Source organism: Mesorhizobium sp. M0208, from assembly GCF_040322015.1.
Taxonomy (GTDB): Bacteria; Pseudomonadota; Alphaproteobacteria; order Rhizobiales; family Rhizobiaceae; genus Mesorhizobium.
This window is the reverse complement of the sequence record NZ_JAMYSP010000020.1, coordinates 85,958-103,292: the sequence shown is the minus strand read 5'-3', so window position 1 is coordinate 103,292 and position 17,335 is coordinate 85,958. Positions and strand designations below refer to the sequence as shown.

The following is a 17,335-nucleotide window of genomic DNA, read 5'->3' as shown; positions in this document are numbered from 1 at the left end:
GCCTTCGAGTAGCGCCGTGACCTTGCCTGCACAAAACTTGCTTGCCGAAGAGGCCAGCCCCTATCTGCAGCAGCACAGCGGCAATCCGGTGCACTGGCGGCCATGGTCGCCCGCCGCTCTGGCCGAAGCAAAGGCGCTGCAGCGCCCGATCCTGCTCTCTGTCGGCTACGCCGCGTGCCATTGGTGCCACGTCATGGCGCATGAGAGCTTCGAGAACGACGACGTCGCCGCCGTCATGAACCGTCTCTTCGTCAATATCAAGGTCGACCGCGAGGAGCGCCCCGACATCGACCAGATCTATATGGCGGCATTGTCCTCGATGGGCGAGCAAGGCGGCTGGCCGCTGACCATGTTCCTGACCCCGGATGGCAAGCCGTTCTGGGGCGGCACTTACTTTCCGCGCGAGGCCCGCTACGGCCGGCCGGGCTTTGTCCAGGTGCTGGAGGCGGTTGACAAGGCTTGGCGGGAGAAGAAAGAAAGCGTTAACCAAAGTGCCGACGGCTTGAGCACGCATGTCGAGACGCGGCTGGCGGGCAGCCATGCCAAGGCCGTGCTCGACCGCGGCATGCTGGCAAAGTTCGCCAACGGCATTGACGGCATGATCGACCGCGAGCTGGGCGGCCTGCGCGGCGCGCCGAAATTCCCCAACGCGCCGTTCATGCAGAGCCTCTGGTTGTGCTGGCTGCGCGACGGCACCGCATCCCACCGCGACGCCGTTCTCCTCAGCCTCGAAAAGATGCTGGCCGGCGGCATCTACGACCATATTGGCGGCGGCCTCAGCCGCTACTCGACCGACGCCGAATGGCTGGTGCCGCATTTCGAAAAGATGCTCTACGACAATGCCCAGCTCATCCGCTTGTGCAACTGGGCCTATGCGTCAACCGGCAAGGAATTATTCCGGCTGCGAATCGAAGAGACGATTGCCTGGCTGTTGCGCGAAATGCGGGTCGAGGACGGTGCCTTTGCCGCCAGCCTCGATGCCGATAGCGAGGGCGAGGAGGGGTTGTTCTACACCTGGAGCAGGGATGAAATCGAGACCGTCCTTGGCTACGAATCAGCCTTGTTTTTCAAATACTTCACACTTGCCGATCCGCATGGCTGGGAAGGCAAGCCGATCATCCACCAAACCGAAGCCCAGCAAATACAAAGCGTCGTCGATCGTGACCTCCTGGTTCCGCTCAAGCAAAGGCTGCTGGCAGCGAGGGAACAGCGCGTTCGGCCCGGGCGTGACGGCAAGGCCCTGACCGACTGGAACGGCTTGACGATCGCAGCCCTTGCCGAGGCCGGACGATCGCTTGGCCGATCCGACTGGATCGAAGCGGCGGAAGCGGCCTTTGCCGCCATTGCGGGCGCCGCCCGCGACGCCCGTCTGCCGCATTCCATGCTCGGGGAGAAGAAATTGTTTCCCGCGCTGTCGAGCGACTATGCCGCCATGGCCAATGCCGCCATCTCACTGCTCGAGGCGACCGGCAATCCCGACTATATCGATCGCGCCGGGAACTTCATTGAGCAACTCGATCTCTGGCACCGGGACAGCGACAAGACCGGCTACTATCTGACCGCGTCGGACAGCGCGGATGTGCCGATCCGCATCCGCGGCGATGTCGACGAAGCCATTCCTTCCGCTACCGGCCAGATCATAGAAGCCCTGGTCCGATTGTCGTCGCTTTTGGGCGATCTCGATCTCTGGGAAAAAGCCTGGACGGTCGCCGAGCATGCGGCCGGGCGGGCTGAGCACCAGGGCTATGGCCAAGCGGGTACAGTCAATGCCTGTACCTTGGCGTTCGAGCCGTTGAAGTTGGTGATCGTGGAGAGATCTGAGAATCCAAGGCTTGTTCCGGTTGCGAATCGAAATCCGGACCCGCGCCGGGTGGACATCGTGGTGCCTGTCGGCTCGGCGACAAACCTGCCGACGCTGCCAGGCGGCGTCCTGCCACCAACCGAAAAGCCCGGCGCCTGGCTGTGCACCGGGCAGGTCTGCCTGCCGGTGATAACGGAAGCTGAGGAGCTGGAACGGATGCTGCGGCGGTGATGGACCTGGCGCTCCGTCCCTTCTCCCTTGTGGGAGAAGGTGGATTGGCGCGCAGCGCCGAGACGGATGAGGGGTGTTGGACGGAGTGCCGTCGTTGCCAAGCTGGAGCACCCGTCATCCGACCGAGCTTCGCTCGCCACCTGCTGCTCCCACACGGGAGAAGGGAAGGCCCGCAACCCTACGTATTCATCGAATCGAAGAAATCCGCATTGGTCTTGGTCTGCTTGAGCTTGTCGATCAGGAACTCGATAGCGTCGGTTGTTCCCATCGGCGCCAGGATGCGGCGCAGCACGAAGATCTTCTGCAGGTCCTGGCGCGGAACCAGAAGGTCCTCCTTGCGGGTGCCGGACTTGAGGATGTCCATGGCCGGGTAGATACGCTTGTCCGCGACCTTGCGGTCGAGCACGATTTCCGAATTGCCGGTGCCCTTGAACTCTTCGAAGATGACTTCGTCCATGCGGCTGCCGGTGTCTATCAGCGCGGTGGCGATGATGGTCAGCGAACCGCCTTCCTCGATATTGCGGGCAGCACCGAAGAAGCGCTTCGGCCGCTGCAGCGCGTTGGCGTCGACACCGCCGGTCAGCACCTTGCCGGATGACGGCACGACGGTGTTGTAGGCGCGGCCGAGGCGGGTGATCGAATCCAGCAGGATGACGACGTCGCGGCCGTGCTCGACGAGGCGCTTGGCCTTCTCGATGACCATTTCGGCAACCTGGACGTGGCGAACCGCCGGCTCGTCGAAGGTCGAGGAGACGACCTCGCCCTTCACCGAGCGCTGCATGTCGGTGACTTCCTCCGGCCGCTCGTCGATCAGAAGCACGATCAGGTAGCATTCCGGGTGGTTGGTAGTGATCGAATGGGCGATGTTCTGCAACAGCACCGTCTTGCCGGTGCGCGGCTGCGCCACGATCAGGGCGCGCTGGCCCTTGCCGAGCGGCGCCACCAGGTCGATGACGCGCGCCGAAATATCCTTGGAGGTCGGAACCTCCATCTCCATCTTCAGCCGCGAGGTCGGATAAAGCGGCGTCAGATTGTCGAAATGGATCTTGTGGCGGATTTTTTCAGGGTCGTCGAAATTGATCGTGTTGACCTTGAGCAGCGCAAAATAGCGCTCGCCCTCTTTCGGGCTGCGGATCGGCCCTTCGACCGTATCGCCGGTCTTCAGTGAGAATCGCCGGATCTGCGAGGGTGAAATATAGATGTCGTCGGGACCTGGCAAATAGTTGGCGTTGGCGGAGCGCAGGAAGCCAAAACCGTCCTGCAGCACTTCGACGACGCCGTCGCCGATGATCTCGATATCCTGGGTCGCCAGTCTCTTCAGGATCGCGAACATCAGCTCCTGCTTGCGCATGACGCTGGCGTTCTCGACCTCGAGCGATTCCGCATAAGCGATCAGCTCTGGTGGTTTCTTGTTCTTGAACTCTGTGAGCTTCATTTCTTGCATCATTAGACGGACTCTGAGTAAGCTTTGGGAAAAATATCGGCGGGATGCGACAAATGCCGGGCGCGGCCGAAGCGATAAATGGGCGGCGCATGACGGGAAGGAAGACCCGTCTTTTATCGTCGGTCGGTTGAAAGAGCAAGCCGCCTTTTGCGGGCAACCGAGGACGTCAGAACGGTTTTACGATAACCAGGACGACGATGACGATCATCAGCAATGTAGGGATCTCATTGACGATCCGCCAGTGCCTTGCCGATTTTTCATTGCGGTCTTCGGCAAATTTGCGGACGGCGCCGGCGAGATAGCCATGCGCGGCCGACAGACCAACCACCGCAGCGATCTTGGCATGCAGCCAGCCGCCCTGAAAACCAAAGCCTTTCCAGGCGAGCCACAGGCCGAATGCCCAGGTAATCACCATTGCCGGATTGATGATGCCGCGCAGCAGGCGGCGCTCCATCACCTTGAAGGTCTCCGACTGGACGGAGCCTTTTTCGGCATCGGCATGATAGACCAGCAAGCGCGGCAGATAGAGGATGCCCGCCATCCAGGAGATGACGGCAATCACATGGATCGCCTTCGCCCACGGATAGAAATCATCGGGCCCGAAGAAAAACAGCAGCCCGGCCAGCACCAGGAAGATGGCGATCGCAATTGCCGCGCGGTGCATCGCCCCTCGACCGCTGTTCGCGTTGTCTGCGCCCATCATCGTCACGATGCGCTCCGCACCAGTTTCACCATCTGCTCGACATGCGCCAGCGGCGTCTCCGGCGTGATGCCGTGGCCGAGGTTGAAGATCAGTGGTCCGTCGCCCAGCGCCTTCAGGATCGCCGCTACGCCGTCGGCAAGCGCCTTGCCGCCGGCTACAAGCCTCAGCGGATCGAGATTGCCCTGCACGGCGCCGTCGCGCTGCAATTCCTTCGCCGTCGACAAGGGCACAGTCCAGTCGAGGCCCAACCCGGTCACGCCGGTCTGCTGGCGATAGCTTCGATAGTGGTCTCCCGCGCCCTTGGGAAAGCCGATGATCGGAACGTTGGGATGGACAGCATTCACTTGCCGGACGATCTCGGCCACCGGCTCGACGCAGAACAATCCGAAAGACGCTTCGTCGAGCACGCCTGACCACGAATCGAAGATCTGCACGACATCGGCGCCGGCTTCGATCTGGCGGATCAGATAGGCAGCCGAATGATCGGCGAGCACCTTCAGCAACCGAAGAAAGGCCGCCGGCTCGCGATAGGCGAACAGCCTGGCCGGCGCCTGGTCGGGCGTTCCGTGGCCGGCAATCATGTAGGTCGCCACTGTCCAGGGCGCACCGCAGAAGCCGATCAGCGTCGTTTCATCGGGCAGTCTGGCGCGCAATCGCCGCACCGTCTCGTAGACCGGCTCGAGATTCACGTGAAACGTTTCGCCGTCGAGAGCCTCGATCTCCACAGCCGTGATCGGCGTCAGCAGCGGGCCGCGTCCTTCCTCGAAGCGCACGTCGCGGCCGAGCGCATGCGGAACGACAAGGATGTCGGAAAACAGGATCGATGCATCGAAGCCGAAGCGTTCGATCGGCTGCAGCGTCACTTCAACGGCGAGATCCGGGTCGTAGCAAAGATCGAGGAAGGATCCGGCCCGCCTCCTCGTCTCCCGGTATTCCGGCAGATAGCGGCCGGCCTGGCGCATCATCCAGACCGGTGGCGGAAACGCCGTCTTGCCTCTCAACACGTCCAGCACGATCCGGTCTTGAGGCATTGAGCGCTAGCCTTTCCAGGCTTCCCTATAATTAAATATTCTATGTTTAGGAATCTTATGATTCTAAGAGTCTGTTGGTTGTGGTGGTTGTCTCCTGTCCCGCTTTGCCCTGGAAAAGACCAGCCAGCATATTGTCGCGCGCATCTCCAGCGGGATTGCAGGACTTTGTGGAAAACCGCGAATTTACGACTGGAGTCAATGCGTTGCCGCCACGCCAGGGAAATTGCCCCTGTGGATGAAGCGAAGGCAAAAAGCTCCGTCCCCGGACTTGTCCCCAACCGCGCGGAGAAGCCGACAGCAGATCGAATTGTGGACAAACCGGCATCTGATACAGTCGCTTTGCGGTGGCCGAGTTTTCCGCCCGGCTTATCCACATCGGCCCACAGCCTGGAATGTATCCTGTGAACAAACCGCAAAGCTTCTTTCATCTTCACCTGATTTCCGACGCGACCGGCGAAACGCTGCTGGCTGCCGGCCGCGCGGCTTCTGCGCAATACAAGGATGCGCGCGCCATCGAACATATCTATCCGCTCATTCGCACCGAAAAGCAGGTGACGAAGGTGTTCGAGGACATCGAAGAGGAGCCAGGCATCATCCTCTACACGGTGGTCGACCAGAAGCTTGCCCGCGGCATTGACGAACGCTGCGCGGCGATGGGCCTGCCTTGCGTCTCGGTGCTGGAACCGGTGCTGACGGTGTTCCAGTCCTATCTCGGCACGCCTGCCGGCCGACGCGTCGGTGCCCAGCATGTGCTGGACGCCGAATATTTCCGCCGCATCGACGCGCTCAACTTCACCATGGAGCATGACGATGGCCAGCTGCCGGCCAATATGGATGATGCCGACATCGTGCTCGTCGGCATCTCCCGCACCTCGAAGACGCCGACCAGCATCTATCTCGCCAATCGCGGCATCAAGACCGCCAACATCCCGATCGTGCTCGGCGTGCCGGTGCCCGAAAGCCTGGTCAATGCCACGCGGCCGCTGATCGTCGGCCTGGTCGCCACCGCCGAACGGATCTCGCAGGTCCGGCAGAACCGCATTCTCGGCACCAGCGCCTACGAACCGACCGACTATGTCGACCGTGCCGCGATCGCCGAAGAGCTCGCCTATGCCCGCCAGATATGCACGCGGCATGGCTGGCCGATGATCGACGTCAGCCGCCGTTCAATCGAGGAGACGGCGGCGGCCATCGTTGCCCTGCGCGGCAAGACGCGGTAGGGCATGTCGATATTCAGGTGATGCCGGCCTGTGAACGGCGGTTTCCTGCGCTTCCGGTACTCACGGACCCAAATGTCCGCTCCGTTCCGGTTCTCGGAACCCACCATTCTCGACGCGGCCTGGCCTGAATCTCGACACACCCTAGTGAGCGCCAGGAAACGGGCGAAAAAAATGGCGGAAAAAATCATCCTTGCCTCGGGCAGCCCGTTCCGCAAGGCGCTGCTCGTCAATGCCGGCATCACTGTCGAAGCGGTTCCGGCTTCTGTCGATGAGCGCGCGCTGGAGGCGCCGCTGCAGAATAGTGGCGTGTCGCCGGAGGACGTCGCCCTGGTGCTCGCCGAAGCCAAGGCCACCGAAGTCAGCGAGCGCAGGCCCGGCGCCCTGGTGCTCGGCTGCGACCAGACGCTGTCGCTCGGCGACGAGCTGTTCCACAAGCCCGCCGACATGGAAGGGGCGCGCCGTCATCTGCTGGCGCTGTCGGGCAAGACGCATCATCTCAACAGCGCCGTCGTGCTCGCCCGTGACGGCCAGGTTCTGTGGCGGCATGTCGGCATCGCCAGTCTGACCATGCGCAAACTCGATCCGGCCTTCATCGGCCGCCATCTGGCGCGAGTCGGCGCCAAGGCGTTGTCCAGCGTCGGCGCCTACCAGATCGAAGGCGAAGGCATCCAGCTATTCGAAAAAATCGAAGGCGACTATTTTACCATTGTCGGTCTGCCACTTTTGCCGGTGCTGGCCCAGCTGCGTGAGTTCGGGGCGATCGATGGCTGAAGCCTCGAAAAAAGCCTTCGTCACCGGCCACCCGATCGCCCATTCCAGGTCTCCGAAGATCCACGGCCACTGGCTGGCGAAATACGGCATAGACGGCGTCTACGAGGCCATTGACGTTGCACCGGAGGCCTTTGCCAAATTCCTGCAGACGCTGCGGGCACAAGGCTATCGCGGCGGCAACGTCACCATCCCGCACAAGGAAGCCGCCTTCGCTTTGGCCAAGCGGCGTGACGCCGACGCCGAACAGATCGGTGCGGTCAATACGCTGTGGTTCGAGAATGGCGAATTGTGGGGCGGCAACACCGATGCCCATGGCTTTGCCGCCAATCTGGACGAATATGCACCGGGCTGGGCGGCCAACGGCCCCGCCGTGGTGCTCGGTGCCGGCGGCGCCGCTCGCGCGGTCATCCATGCGCTGAAGCAGCGCGGCATCAACGATATCCGCATCGTCAACCGGACGCTTGCAAGGGCGCAGGAACTGCGCGACCGCTTCGGTGCCGGCGTCTCGGCCTATGGCATGGTGGCGACCGGCGAATTCCTCGAAGATGCCGGCCTGCTGGTCAACACGACAGCGCTCGGCATGCATGGCAATGAAGGCCTGTCCGCGGATCCGGGCAGACTGCCGGACCGCGCCATCGTCACCGACATCGTCTACGTGCCGCTGGAGACGCCGCTGCTTGCCACCGCCAAAGCGCGCGGCCTGAGAACCGTCGATGGGCTCGGCATGCTGCTGCACCAGGCGGTGCCCGGCTTCGAACGCTGGTTCGGCATCAGGCCACAAGTCACCGCCGAACTGCGGCAAATGATTATTGCCGATATCGGCGCGATAAAATGATCGTGCTCGGCCTCACCGGATCGATCGGCATGGGCAAATCGACGACGGCCAAGATGTTTGCCGAAGCCGGCGTGCCGGTCCATGATTCCGACGAGGCTGTGCATCGCCTCTATGCCGGCAAGGCCGCGCCCTTGGTCGAGGCAGCCTTTCCCGGCACCACCAGATCCGGTGCGGTCGACCGCGCGGCACTGGCGGAGCGGGTGCTCGGCGACGCCCCCGCGCTGAAACGGCTGGAAGCGATCATCCATCCGCTGGTCCGTGCCGATGCCGATACGTTCCTGGCTGAAAATCGTGCCGCCGGCGCGCCGCTTGCCGTGCTCGATATACCGCTGCTGTTCGAGACCGGCGGCGGGAACCGCGTCGACAAGGTCGTGGTCGTCACCGCGCCGCCTGAAGTTCAGCGCGCCCGCGTGCTGGCGCGGCCGGGCATGAACGAGGAGAAACTGGCGTCGATCCTGGCCAGGCAGGTTCCCGACACCGAAAAGCGCCGGCGCGCCGACTTTGTCATCGACACTGGTCAGGGCTTTGACGCCGCTCGCGCGGCCGTCAAGGCCATCATCGCCGAACTAGTCGTGGATAAGGCAGCCAGGCCTGGTTAAGAGGCTTGCAGACCCACATTACTTGTTGCCATTTTGTTCCTGGTGTGATTCGGCTAGAATGATGCCGGCACCAGTGGACTGATTCGATGCGTGAGATCATCTTCGATACGGAAACCACCGGCCTCGACACGCGCGAGGACCGCGTCATCGAGCTTGGCGGCGTCGAGTTGGTCAACCGTTTCCCGACCGGCCGAACCTTCCACAAATATATCAACCCGCAAGGCCGCCAGATCCATCACGAGGCGCAGGCCGTGCACGGCATCAGCGCCGCCGATCTCGTCGGCAAGCCGACTTTCATGGAGATCGCCGAGGAGTTTCTGGCCTTCATCGACGGCGCCAAACTGGTCGCGCACAATGCCGGCTTCGACATCGGCTTCCTCAATCTCGAATTCGGCCGGCTTGGTCATCCGGCCATCGATCCGGGACGGATCGTCGACACGCTGGCGCTGGCGCGCCGCAAGCATCCGATGGGCCCCAATTCGCTCGACGCGCTCTGCCGCCGCTACGGCATCGACAACGGCCGCCGCACCAAGCACGGCGCGCTGCTCGATTCGGAATTGCTGGCCGAGGTCTATATCGAGCTCATCGGCGGCAAGCAGGCAAGCCTTATCCTCGACAGCATCCTGACTCCGGCGGGCGGCAGGCAGAATGTCGAAGACATCGATATTTCGATCGGCGTCAGGCCGATCGCCTTGCCGTCGCGCCTGACCGACGCCGAGCGCACCGCGCACGCGGGCATGGTTGGCACATTGGGCGAAAAGGCGCTCTGGCTGCGCGTCGCCCAGGAAGCGAGTTCCGCGGCATAGTTGGGGCCGATCGGCAGCGAACGTCGATAGTTCTGTTCAGTGGCAAATCGCAAAGTTTCGAGATTAGCTGAAACACCCTCCTTCGTGATCCCAGGGCGGAGCAAGGAGCGCAGCGACGCGGCGCAGACCCTAGGATGACGAAGGCATAGTGGCTAAGGCCAATCGCAGATGTCGCAGATTGGCAGTTGTCTTCCAGACATAGCGGATTGTGGCTGATGGGAACCATCGACGCTTGCGTCCGATCGGCCTTCAGCCTGTCGGGCGGGACATCGTTATAAAAAACCCGGCGCAAGGCCGGGTTTGTCAAACACTGGCGAGACAGCCGCGCTCAGCTCACCTTGACCTTGGCGGCAGCCTGGTCCTCTGCCAGCTTCTGCTGGAACATCTGCGCGAAATCGATCGGGTCCAGCATCAGCGGCGGGAAGCCGCCGTTGCGTGTTGCCTCGGCAATGATCTGCCGCGCGAACGGGAACAGCAGCCGCGGGCATTCGATGAACAGGATCGGCAGCATGTGCTCCTGCGGGAAGCCGCTGATGGCGAAGACGCCGCCATAGACCAGTTCGACATTGAACAGCACTTCCTGGTCGAACGACGCTTTGGCGTTCAGCGTCAAATTGACGTCGAACTGCTTGTCCGAAAGCGGATTGGCGTTGACGTTGACGTTGATGGCGATGCCGGGTGCCTTGTCGCGACCGCGCAGCGAGTTCGGTGCACCGGGGCTTTCGAAGGACAGGTCCTTCACATATTGCGCAAGCACGTTGAGCGAAGGCTGCGCCGCATTTCCATTACCGTTGGCTGCGCCGGTCGGCGCGTCGTCGTTGCTGGCCATAAGCTGTGGTCCTTTTGCCTGGGCAGCGTTGCTGACCGGATTGAAATTCGGGCGTTCGCTATCATGGCCGGCCCGACAAGACAAGTTTGCAAAAGACGCTGGTTGCTTTGCGGCTACTCGTCCTTGAGGCGGCGCCAGGGAGAATCCGGTCCGCGCGTATGGTCGTCGGCACGCGAATAGTCGCCGTCGTCGAGATCGATGATCTTGCCGCGTTGCCTTGCCCGCAAACCACTGCTGAAATCGGTGGCCAGCACGATGCGGCCTTTCAGCATCCGCCAGGCAAGATCGCGCACTGGCGGCAGGAACAGCAGAATGCCGAAAATATCCGAGATGAAGCCGGGGATAATCAAAAGGATCGCGGCCAGCACGATCATGGCGCCATGCGCAAGCTGGCCGCTCGGATCACGCCCGGCGTCCATTTCGGCACGTACCCTGGCCATGACGCCAAAACCCTGGTGTCGAAGGAGCAAGGCGCCGGCGACGCTCGAGGCCAGCACCAGCCCGACCGTCGCCAGCGCGCCGATCTGGCGGCCGACAATGACGAAACCGGCTATCTCCAGCAGCGGAAGCGCGAGAATGAACAGGGGAAACAGCGAGATACGCAAATCTTGACCGATCGTTTCGATGTTTTGCCGGCCGGCGAGCAATCGCCGCTGGCACCAGAGCTGTTAGATAGGTATGGCTGCCTTTGATTTGAATGATTGCGCCATGCGTTCTATATGCTTTGGATACCGAACGCTATGTGATCGCGGCCCCTGCTTGGCCGCTGGTCCGGCCAAAGCAGGGATTGATTGGCGCAAGATATGGGCTTCTTCGACTTCGGCACGATTTTCTTTCTGATTGCGGCGGTGGTGATCTTCTTCCAGCTGCGCAACGTGCTTGGCCGACGCACGGGCAACGAGCGCCCGCCCTTCGATCCATATACGGCAGCGCGCAAAAACGACAAGGATGCCGCCCAGAAACCCGAGAACGTGGTTTCGCTGCCGCGCAAGCGCCTGACAGGAGAGCCGGCGGCCGACACCTATGCGGCGATCGATGCCTTTGCCAAGCCCGACACCGATCTCAACCGGGGCCTGCGGGCGATCAAGGACAATGATCCGACGTTCGACCCGAAGACCTTCGTCGACGGCGCAAAGATGGCTTATGAGATGATCGTCATGGCCTACGCGGATGGCGACCGCAAAACCTTGAAGAACCTTTTGTCGCGCGAGGTCTATGACGGCTTCGTCGCGGCCATCGGCGACCGTGAGGCGAAAGCCGAAAAGATCCAGTCCTCCTTCGTCGGCATCGACAAGGCCGACATCGTTTCGGCCGAGATGAAGGGCAGCGAGGCGCACATCACGCTGCGCATTGTCAGCGAGCTGATTTCGGCGACCCGCGACAAGGCCGGCGCTGTCATCGACGGCGATCCCGAGACCGTCGCCGAGGTCAAGGATGTCTGGACCTTCGCCCGCGACACGCGCTCGCGCGATCCGAACTGGAAGCTCGTCGCCACCGAAGAAGAAGACTGAACTGGACGGCGGCGGAGGCTGTCGTGTCGCTTTCTCGAGCCTTCAGCGAAAAATCCTTTGGCCAATTGCCGGGCTGGGGCGAGGACGACCATCTCCCTGCCTTTGACGCCTTTCGCCGCTCGGCCTTTCATATCCTGACCAAACCCTACCGCTCCGGCGCTCGGCGTCGACTACAATGGCTTTGCCGATGCCTATGCCGAAGCGCGTACCGTTTCGTCGGCGAATCGGTTGCAGGCCCGAAGCTTTTTCGAGCGCCATTTCGTTCCGACCCGTATCGATGCCGAAGATGGTGGTCCCGGCCTGGTAACCGGCTTTTATGAGCCGGAGGTCGAAGCCTCGCCGGTGCGCACGGAACGATTTTCGGTACCGTTGCTGGCGCGCCCTGCCGACCTGGTCGACATCGACGACGGCAATCGTCCTTCCGGCTTGGATCCTTATCTCGCCTTCGCTCGTGCGGCGCCGAACGGCCCGGTCGAATATTTCGACCGCGGCGAGATCGAACGCGGCGCGCTTGCCGGAAAAGGGCTGGAAATCGCCTGGCTCGCCGACAAGGTCGACGCCTTCTTCATTCACGTGCAGGGCGCGGCACGGCTCAACATGACCGATGGCAGGCTTCGCCGCATCACCTATGCCGCCAAATCCGGCCAGCGCTTTACCGGACCGGGCAAGATCCTGAGCGAGCAAGGCGAGATCCCGCTGGAGAAGGTGACGATGCAGTCGATCCGTGCCTGGTTCAAGGCGCATCCGGAGCGCGTCGACGAGACCCTGTGGCGCAACCGCTCCTATATCTTCTTCCGCGAGATGGGCGTCGACGACCGGGAGCTCGGCCCGATTGCTGCCGCCAAGGTGCCGCTGACACCCGGCCGCTCGATCGCCGTCGACCGGCTGCTGCACACGTTCGGCACGCCCTTCCATATCGACGCGCCGTCCCTGACCGCCTTCGACGGAAAACCGTTCCGGCGGTTGATGATCGCGCAGGACACCGGTTCGGCGATCACCGGCCCGGCCCGCGGTGATTTGTTTGCCGGGTCGGGCGAAGCGGCCGGCGAGATCGCCGGCGTTATCCGCAACGCCGCCGATTTTTATGCGCTGATCCCCCGGTCGCTGGTTTAGAGGAGCAGGCCGATGACCCGGCGCATCGACAGGCTGAGCGAGGACGACCGGGTGCTGTGGAACCTGGTGGCGCGCACGGCAAAACCGCTGAAGGGCAGAACCGCCGTCGAAATTCCACACGTTGGGCCGGAGATCGACGAGACCAGGCAGGCGCCGCCCCCGGAACAGGTCGCGGGCAATCCTGCCGCGGCCGCAAAGCCGAAGGCGCAGCATGTCTCCCATGCACTCGACGAACCGACGCTGGACAAGCTGTCGAACGGCCGGCTGCCGATCGAGGGCCGCGTCGACCTGCATGGCCTGACCCAGGACCAAGCCTATTCACTGCTGTTTTCCTTCCTGTGCCGGGCGCATGCCGGCGGCATCCGCTACGTCCTGGTGATCACCGGCAAGGGCTCTTCGTCGGGCGGTGATGGCGTCTTGCGGCGCGCCGTGCCGTCATGGCTGTCGACACCCGCCTTCCGGCCCCTCGTCTCCAGCCACGACCATGCCGCCCGCAAACATGGCGGCTCGGGTGCGCTCTATGTCCGCTTGCGGCGGGCACGCTCATGAGGGCATGCCGATGAGGGACGCACCTATGAGGATGCATCCATGAAGGTGCGCTTGTGACCCCGTTCGGCGAAAAGCTTCGCGTGCTGCGAAACGAGCGCGGCGTCAGCCAGAAGGACATGGCCAAGGCGATCGGCGTCAGCGCAGCCTATCTCTCGGCGCTGGAACACGGCCGCCGCGGTGCGCCGAGCTGGACGCTGATCTAGAAGATCATCGGCTATTTCAACATCATTTGGGACGACGCCGAGGAACTGGCGCGGCTGGCCGAAACCTCGCATCCGCGCGTCAAGCTCGACACGTCGGGCCTTAGCCCGGCGGCGACCGAACTTGCCAATCTCCTGGCCGGCAATATTGAAAAGCTCGACGAAGCCGAGCTTCGCCGCATCACGGCGTCGATCCGCGCCGCGCTGGCACGGCCGAAATGAGTTGCCTTGTTACTGGACCGAGCCGACCAGAACCTGCTGGCCGCCGCGGATGGAGACCCACCGGCCGGTATTGTCGATCGCCTGCCGCTTGAGGAAACGATAGCCGGTCTGGTCCCAGGAACGGACCTGGTCGGTCAGATTGTCAAGGATGTAGTCGCCCTTGTCGGTGCGCACCGTCAGCACCGCGTGGCCTTCGCCATCCGGCTTGCGCACGACGGTCATCAGCAGATCGGCAAACGAGACGCCCAGCCGGTTCAGCTCACGGCGCTTTTCCAGGACATAGTCCTCGCAATCGCCAACGCCCTTGTCGGGATAGGCCCAGACCTCATCCTTGCCGTAGATGTCGAAGTCGCTCTCCGGCTTGACGGCGGCGTTGACCTTTGCCGTGACGCTGAGCAGCTTGCGCCACAGCGAGCCGGTCAGGCTGGCGGGCGACAGATCCTTCGGGCGGATCGAGCATTCGGAGGCGTAGCTCTTGCAGAAATCATAATGGCCGATCGGCTGTGAGGTCGGGCCACCTGTTATCATCGGGCCGGCCGCCGAGGCCGAACTGGCCCAACCTGCCGCCACAGTAAGTCCGGCCAGCGCGCACAGGCGCAGCGTTCTCGCCATTGGTGAGGAAATCATTGTCCCCGCTTGTCCCTTGTTATTAACGAAACGTTAAGGGGTATTTACAGTCCGTGTCAATTATGAGGATGGATTGATTTTGCGGCATGGTTACCCGCGTGGCGCCAACGCGACTATTGTGCAACAGGTCGACCCGCCGCACGGCCGCGCCAACCGATGATTTTGGCATAGACCGACCTGATGCGGATTGACGGGCATCATCACTGGTCGCCTATTTCTTGCCGGTCCTGACCAGCTTGGGCTTCACCGCAACACGGTTCTGACGGCCGTAGCTGGTGATGAAGTCGACGATGCGCGGCACGATTTCGGAACGGAAGCGCGAGCCGTTGAACACACCATAATGGCCGACCGCAGGCTGCATGTAATGGGCGTGCCTGTCGGCCGGGATGTTGATGCACAGGTCGTGCGCGGCCTTGGTCTGGCCGAGTCCGGAGATGTCGTCGTTCTCGCCCTCGACCGTGAACAGGGCGACATTGCGGATCGCCGAAGGGTCGACCGCGATACCGCGATGCGTCATTTTGCCCTTGGGCAGGGCCTGGCGGACAAACACGGTGTCGACGGTCTGCAGGTAGAATTCCGCCGTCAGATCCATCACCGCCAGATATTCGTCGTAGAACTCGCGGTGCTTCTCGGCATTGTCACCGTCATGCTTCACCAGATGCATGAAGAAGTCCTTGTGGGCGGTGATGTGGCGGTCGAGGTTCATGCTCATGAAACCCGAAAGCTGCAGGAAGCCGGGATAGACCTCGCGGCCGAAGCCCGGCACAGGCCAGGGCGCGCGCATGATGACATTGTCGCGGAACCAGTCGATCCCCTTTTCCTGCGCCAGCAGATTGACCGCTGTCGGATTGCGGCGCGTGTCGATCGGCCCGCCCATCAGCGTCATCGTCGAGGGCACGAACGGATCACCCTTGGCTTCCATCAGTGCCGCCGCCGCCAGCACCGGCACCGAAGGCTGGCACACCGCCATCACATGGGTGTCGGGGCCTAGCGCATGCAGCATGTCGACGATGTAGTCGATATAGTCGTCAAGATCGAAGCTGCCGTCGGCCAGCGGCACCATGCGGGCGTCGACCCAGTCGGTGATATGCACGTCGGCATAGGGCAGCATCGCCTCCACCGTGCCGCGCAGCAGCGTCGCGTAGTGGCCCGACATCGGCGCGACGATCAACAGCTTCGGATCCGGCCGGCGCCCTGCAGGAACCGCCCGCTCGAAACGAACCAGGTTGCAGAACGGCCGCGACCAGACGGTGCGTTCGCTGACCTCGACGTTTTTCCAGTCGACCACGGTCTTGGTCAGGCCGAATTGCGGCTTGCCGTAGCGGCGCGTCGTGCGCTCGAACAGTTCGGCCGTTGCCGCAACCGAGCGGCCCCAGGACGTGTGTGAGACCGGATTGAGCGGATTGGAGTAGAACAGGCGCACCGCATCGGCATAGAGGCGCGCCGGCTGCAAGGCGGCGTGGTTCAGTTCGTAGAGCTGGTAGAACATCGAGAACCCCGCTGCCGACTGCGATTGAAGGGCCGACGAGCAGCGCCGAGCCTTGAATGCTTTGCGGGGAAGTTAGCAACAATCTGCTGCGATGCAATACGTCAATCTGCGTGATTTATGCTCGTTCTTTCGTCCAAGGCATTGAGAATCCGCCTGGAAGGGCAACAGCCGGCTCAATGTGCACCTGCGAAGGCCAGGCAAGGGCACGGCTATTGGGACAATCGTTGGAGGCGGCGTCCGGCCGTGGCGGCCGGACCGTTAGACCCGTGCCATGCAGACAGCGGTATGGCCCGAACTGATGAAGCCGAGCTGACTGGCTGCGCCCTTCGACAGATCGAGCATCCGGCCCCTGATAAAGGGGCCGCGGTCGTTGATGCGCACGACGACGCTGCGGCCATTGTTGCGATTGGTCACCTTCAGCTTGGTGCCGAACGGCAGGCTGCGATGCGCGGCGGTCAGCGCCGACGGGTTCATGCGCTCGCCGGAAGCGGTTCTGGAATGCAGTGAGTACCAGGAGGCACGACCGCACTGAGCGGCGGCGTTGGTGGCGGATGCGCCGACCGTCAGGCCGGCCGCGATCGTGGCCGCGACGAGCGCGGCCTGATAGCTTTTCTTCATGCTTGGGGTTAGCTCCGTTGACAGACCCAAGCCGTTAGGTGCCGAACAAGGCAGCAAATGCGGCAATGATCTGTCGGTTCCATGGCAATGTTACACGTTTGGAGTCGGCGCGAAACAATTTGTCAGAGACTTTCTGCAGCGAGGCGCAGCTTCTTTGATGATGTCTGCGCCGATCTCCGGGCGTCTTGCACAAGATCAGAGATTAGCATCCAAGTAGAAGTTGGTGTAATCGAGCAGCGTCTTCTCGCTGTTTCATTCCGGCCGGAACGCGGTTTATGATCGACTTGGAACGGAGTTCTAGCGATGAGATTGATCAAAAATCTGCTGGCCTTGATTGTGCTCGCCATCGGCGTGCTGTGGACGTTGCAAGGCATCGGCGTTATCGGCGGCAGCTTCATGACCGGCCAGTCGCAATGGCTCTATGTCGGCATCGTCACCGCGCTGGTCGGCCTGGCCGGCCTGGCCTGGGCGAACCGTTCGCGCGTTTGAACGGGCGTCCATGCTCAAGCTCCCTTGAGAGCAGCGCACAGCGGACCCTGGCGGCCGGTCACCGCGACCAGTACTGCCAGCCCCAGTAGAAACTTTCGTCGCGCGGCGGTAAGCGGTTGCGCTCCGCGTCCAGATGCACCGGCGTTTTGCGTTCGCCGTCAGGCGGCTGTTTGTCCCCGGCCTTGATCAGGCGGAGCCAATGGCCGAAATGCGCGAACAATACAGCGATGGAATGGGGCATTGTCGG

General features: G+C 62.4%; 18 protein-coding genes and 2 pseudogenes. 11 read left to right on the top strand and 9 right to left on the bottom strand.

Translation table 11 applies throughout. The features are described from left to right. The first annotated feature begins 16 nt into the window (after nucleotides 1–16). Entirely contained in the window at nucleotides 17–2,032 is a 2,016-nt protein-coding gene (locus NKJ17_RS20425; protein WP_352508598.1) for a thioredoxin domain-containing protein, read from the top strand. 178 nt (nucleotides 2,033–2,210) lie between these two features. On the opposite strand, the gene rho is transcribed toward NKJ17_RS20425, so the two are convergent. The 3 genes from rho to hemE all read right to left on the bottom strand — a co-directional run bounded on the left by rho (nucleotide 2,211) and on the right by hemE (nucleotide 5,210). After that, nucleotides 2,211–3,476, bottom strand: coding sequence for a transcription termination factor Rho (rho, locus tag NKJ17_RS20420; RefSeq protein ID WP_023675925.1), 1,266 nt, complete (start codon nucleotides 3,474–3,476; stop codon nucleotides 2,211–2,213). 166 nt (nucleotides 3,477–3,642) lie between these two features. After that, entirely contained in the window at nucleotides 3,643–4,179 is a 537-nt protein-coding gene (gene hemJ / locus NKJ17_RS20415; RefSeq protein WP_352508626.1) for a protoporphyrinogen oxidase HemJ, read from the bottom strand. 2 nt (nucleotides 4,180–4,181) lie between these two features. Further along, entirely contained in the window at nucleotides 4,182–5,210 is a 1,029-nt protein-coding gene (hemE, locus tag NKJ17_RS20410) for a uroporphyrinogen decarboxylase (RefSeq protein WP_352508599.1), read from the bottom strand. Nucleotides 5,211–5,611: 401 nt separating this feature from the next. On the opposite strand from hemE, the gene NKJ17_RS20405 reads away from it, so the two are divergent. The 5 genes from NKJ17_RS20405 (at nucleotide 5,612) to dnaQ (ending at nucleotide 9,441) form a co-directional block, all read left to right on the top strand. Then, entirely contained in the window at nucleotides 5,612–6,430 is an 819-nt protein-coding gene (locus NKJ17_RS20405; RefSeq protein ID WP_254817949.1) for a pyruvate, water dikinase regulatory protein, read from the top strand. Nucleotides 6,431–6,601: 171 nt separating this feature from the next. Beyond that, nucleotides 6,602–7,201, top strand: a complete 600-nt coding sequence (locus NKJ17_RS20400) for a Maf-like protein (protein WP_352508600.1) — start codon at nucleotides 6,602–6,604, stop codon at nucleotides 7,199–7,201. After that, on the top strand, nucleotides 7,194–8,036 hold the full coding sequence (locus tag NKJ17_RS20395) for a shikimate dehydrogenase (protein WP_352689818.1): 843 nt from the start codon (nucleotides 7,194–7,196) through the stop codon (nucleotides 8,034–8,036). Before NKJ17_RS20400 ends, NKJ17_RS20395 begins: the two co-directional genes overlap by 8 nt. Continuing rightward, nucleotides 8,033–8,635 carry a dephospho-CoA kinase gene (gene coaE / locus NKJ17_RS20390; RefSeq protein ID WP_352508602.1) on the top strand — a complete coding sequence of 201 codons (603 nt, stop codon included), beginning with the start codon at nucleotides 8,033–8,035 and terminating at the stop codon, nucleotides 8,633–8,635. The genes NKJ17_RS20395 and coaE overlap by 4 nt, the downstream gene beginning before the upstream one ends. Before the next feature lie 86 nt (nucleotides 8,636–8,721). Continuing rightward, entirely contained in the window at nucleotides 8,722–9,441 is a 720-nt protein-coding gene (gene dnaQ / locus NKJ17_RS20385; protein ID WP_352508603.1) for a DNA polymerase III subunit epsilon, read from the top strand. A gap of 328 nt (nucleotides 9,442–9,769) precedes the next feature. Here dnaQ and secB read toward each other — a convergent pair whose 3' ends face one another. Continuing rightward, nucleotides 9,770–10,270 carry a protein-export chaperone SecB gene (gene secB, locus NKJ17_RS20380; RefSeq protein ID WP_254817954.1) on the bottom strand — a complete coding sequence of 167 codons (501 nt, stop codon included), beginning with the start codon at nucleotides 10,268–10,270 and terminating at the stop codon, nucleotides 9,770–9,772. A gap of 113 nt (nucleotides 10,271–10,383) precedes the next feature. After that, entirely contained in the window at nucleotides 10,384–10,875 is a 492-nt protein-coding gene (locus NKJ17_RS20375; protein ID WP_254817955.1) for an FxsA family protein, read from the bottom strand. Between the two features lie 198 nt (nucleotides 10,876–11,073). Between NKJ17_RS20375 and NKJ17_RS20370 the strand changes: the two genes are divergently transcribed. The 4 genes and pseudogenes from NKJ17_RS20370 to NKJ17_RS20355 all read left to right on the top strand — a co-directional run bounded on the left by NKJ17_RS20370 (nucleotide 11,074) and on the right by NKJ17_RS20355 (nucleotide 13,865). After that, on the top strand, nucleotides 11,074–11,781 hold the full coding sequence (locus NKJ17_RS20370) for a Tim44/TimA family putative adaptor protein (RefSeq protein ID WP_254817956.1): 708 nt from the start codon (nucleotides 11,074–11,076) through the stop codon (nucleotides 11,779–11,781). A gap of 23 nt (nucleotides 11,782–11,804) precedes the next feature. Then, a pseudogene (gene mltA / locus NKJ17_RS20365) lies at nucleotides 11,805–12,894 on the top strand (murein transglycosylase A). A 12-nt stretch (nucleotides 12,895–12,906) separates the two neighbouring features. Then, nucleotides 12,907–13,443, top strand: coding sequence for a Smr/MutS family protein (locus NKJ17_RS20360; RefSeq protein WP_352508605.1), 537 nt, complete (start codon nucleotides 12,907–12,909; stop codon nucleotides 13,441–13,443). Nucleotides 13,444–13,496: 53 nt separating this feature from the next. Beyond that, nucleotides 13,497–13,865, top strand: a pseudogene (locus NKJ17_RS20355) (helix-turn-helix domain-containing protein). Nucleotides 13,866–13,874: 9 nt separating this feature from the next. Here the strand turns inward: NKJ17_RS20355 and NKJ17_RS20350 are convergent. The 3 genes from NKJ17_RS20350 to NKJ17_RS20340 form a co-directional block, all read right to left on the bottom strand. Then, the gene (locus tag NKJ17_RS20350; RefSeq protein ID WP_254817960.1) at nucleotides 13,875–14,492 is read right to left on the bottom strand and encodes a transglutaminase-like cysteine peptidase; all 618 of its coding nucleotides are present in this window, start codon (nucleotides 14,490–14,492) and stop codon (nucleotides 13,875–13,877) included. Nucleotides 14,493–14,703: 211 nt separating this feature from the next. Then, a complete protein-coding gene (locus tag NKJ17_RS20345) occupies nucleotides 14,704–15,981 on the bottom strand; it encodes a polyhydroxyalkanoate depolymerase (protein ID WP_352508607.1) in 1,278 nt (425 codons plus the stop codon). A 258-nt stretch (nucleotides 15,982–16,239) separates the two neighbouring features. After that, nucleotides 16,240–16,599, bottom strand: coding sequence for a septal ring lytic transglycosylase RlpA family protein (locus NKJ17_RS20340; protein WP_254817962.1), 360 nt, complete (start codon nucleotides 16,597–16,599; stop codon nucleotides 16,240–16,242). Between the two features lie 303 nt (nucleotides 16,600–16,902). On the opposite strand from NKJ17_RS20340, the gene NKJ17_RS20335 reads away from it, so the two are divergent. Beyond that, complete coding sequence (locus NKJ17_RS20335) at nucleotides 16,903–17,088, top strand: hypothetical protein (RefSeq protein WP_352476807.1); 186 nt, start codon at nucleotides 16,903–16,905, stop codon at nucleotides 17,086–17,088. A gap of 58 nt (nucleotides 17,089–17,146) precedes the next feature. On the opposite strand, the gene NKJ17_RS20330 is transcribed toward NKJ17_RS20335, so the two are convergent. After that, the gene (locus tag NKJ17_RS20330; RefSeq protein WP_254817964.1) at nucleotides 17,147–17,329 is read right to left on the bottom strand and encodes a hypothetical protein; all 183 of its coding nucleotides are present in this window, start codon (nucleotides 17,327–17,329) and stop codon (nucleotides 17,147–17,149) included. Between the last annotated feature and the right edge of the window lie 6 nt (nucleotides 17,330–17,335).

Bases quoted from the DNA above. Each gene is read 5' to 3' on its own strand.
- NKJ17_RS20400 (WP_352508600.1), top strand. From the start codon at position 6,602: ATGGCGGAAAAAATCATCCTTGCCTCGGGCAGCCCGTTCCGCAAGGCG.
- hemJ (WP_352508626.1), bottom strand. From the start codon at position 4,179: ATGATGGGCGCAGACAACGCGAACAGCGGTCGAGGGGCGATGCACCGC.
- dnaQ (WP_352508603.1), top strand. From the start codon at position 8,722: ATGCGTGAGATCATCTTCGATACGGAAACCACCGGCCTCGACACGCGC.
- NKJ17_RS20370 (WP_254817956.1), top strand. From the start codon at position 11,074: ATGGGCTTCTTCGACTTCGGCACGATTTTCTTTCTGATTGCGGCGGTG.
- NKJ17_RS20350 (WP_254817960.1), bottom strand. From the start codon at position 14,492: ATGATTTCCTCACCAATGGCGAGAACGCTGCGCCTGTGCGCGCTGGCC.
- NKJ17_RS20345 (WP_352508607.1), bottom strand. From the start codon at position 15,981: ATGTTCTACCAGCTCTACGAACTGAACCACGCCGCCTTGCAGCCGGCG.
- NKJ17_RS20395 (WP_352689818.1), top strand. From the start codon at position 7,194: ATGGCTGAAGCCTCGAAAAAAGCCTTCGTCACCGGCCACCCGATCGCC.
- NKJ17_RS20360 (WP_352508605.1), top strand. From the start codon at position 12,907: ATGACCCGGCGCATCGACAGGCTGAGCGAGGACGACCGGGTGCTGTGG.
- rho (WP_023675925.1), bottom strand. From the start codon at position 3,476: ATGCAAGAAATGAAGCTCACAGAGTTCAAGAACAAGAAACCACCAGAG.
- NKJ17_RS20340 (WP_254817962.1), bottom strand. From the start codon at position 16,599: ATGAAGAAAAGCTATCAGGCCGCGCTCGTCGCGGCCACGATCGCGGCC.
- NKJ17_RS20330 (WP_254817964.1), bottom strand. From the start codon at position 17,329: ATGCCCCATTCCATCGCTGTATTGTTCGCGCATTTCGGCCATTGGCTC.
- secB (WP_254817954.1), bottom strand. From the start codon at position 10,270: ATGGCCAGCAACGACGACGCGCCGACCGGCGCAGCCAACGGTAATGGA.
- NKJ17_RS20335 (WP_352476807.1), top strand. From the start codon at position 16,903: ATGAGATTGATCAAAAATCTGCTGGCCTTGATTGTGCTCGCCATCGGC.
- hemE (WP_352508599.1), bottom strand. From the start codon at position 5,210: ATGCCTCAAGACCGGATCGTGCTGGACGTGTTGAGAGGCAAGACGGCG.
- coaE (WP_352508602.1), top strand. From the start codon at position 8,033: ATGATCGTGCTCGGCCTCACCGGATCGATCGGCATGGGCAAATCGACG.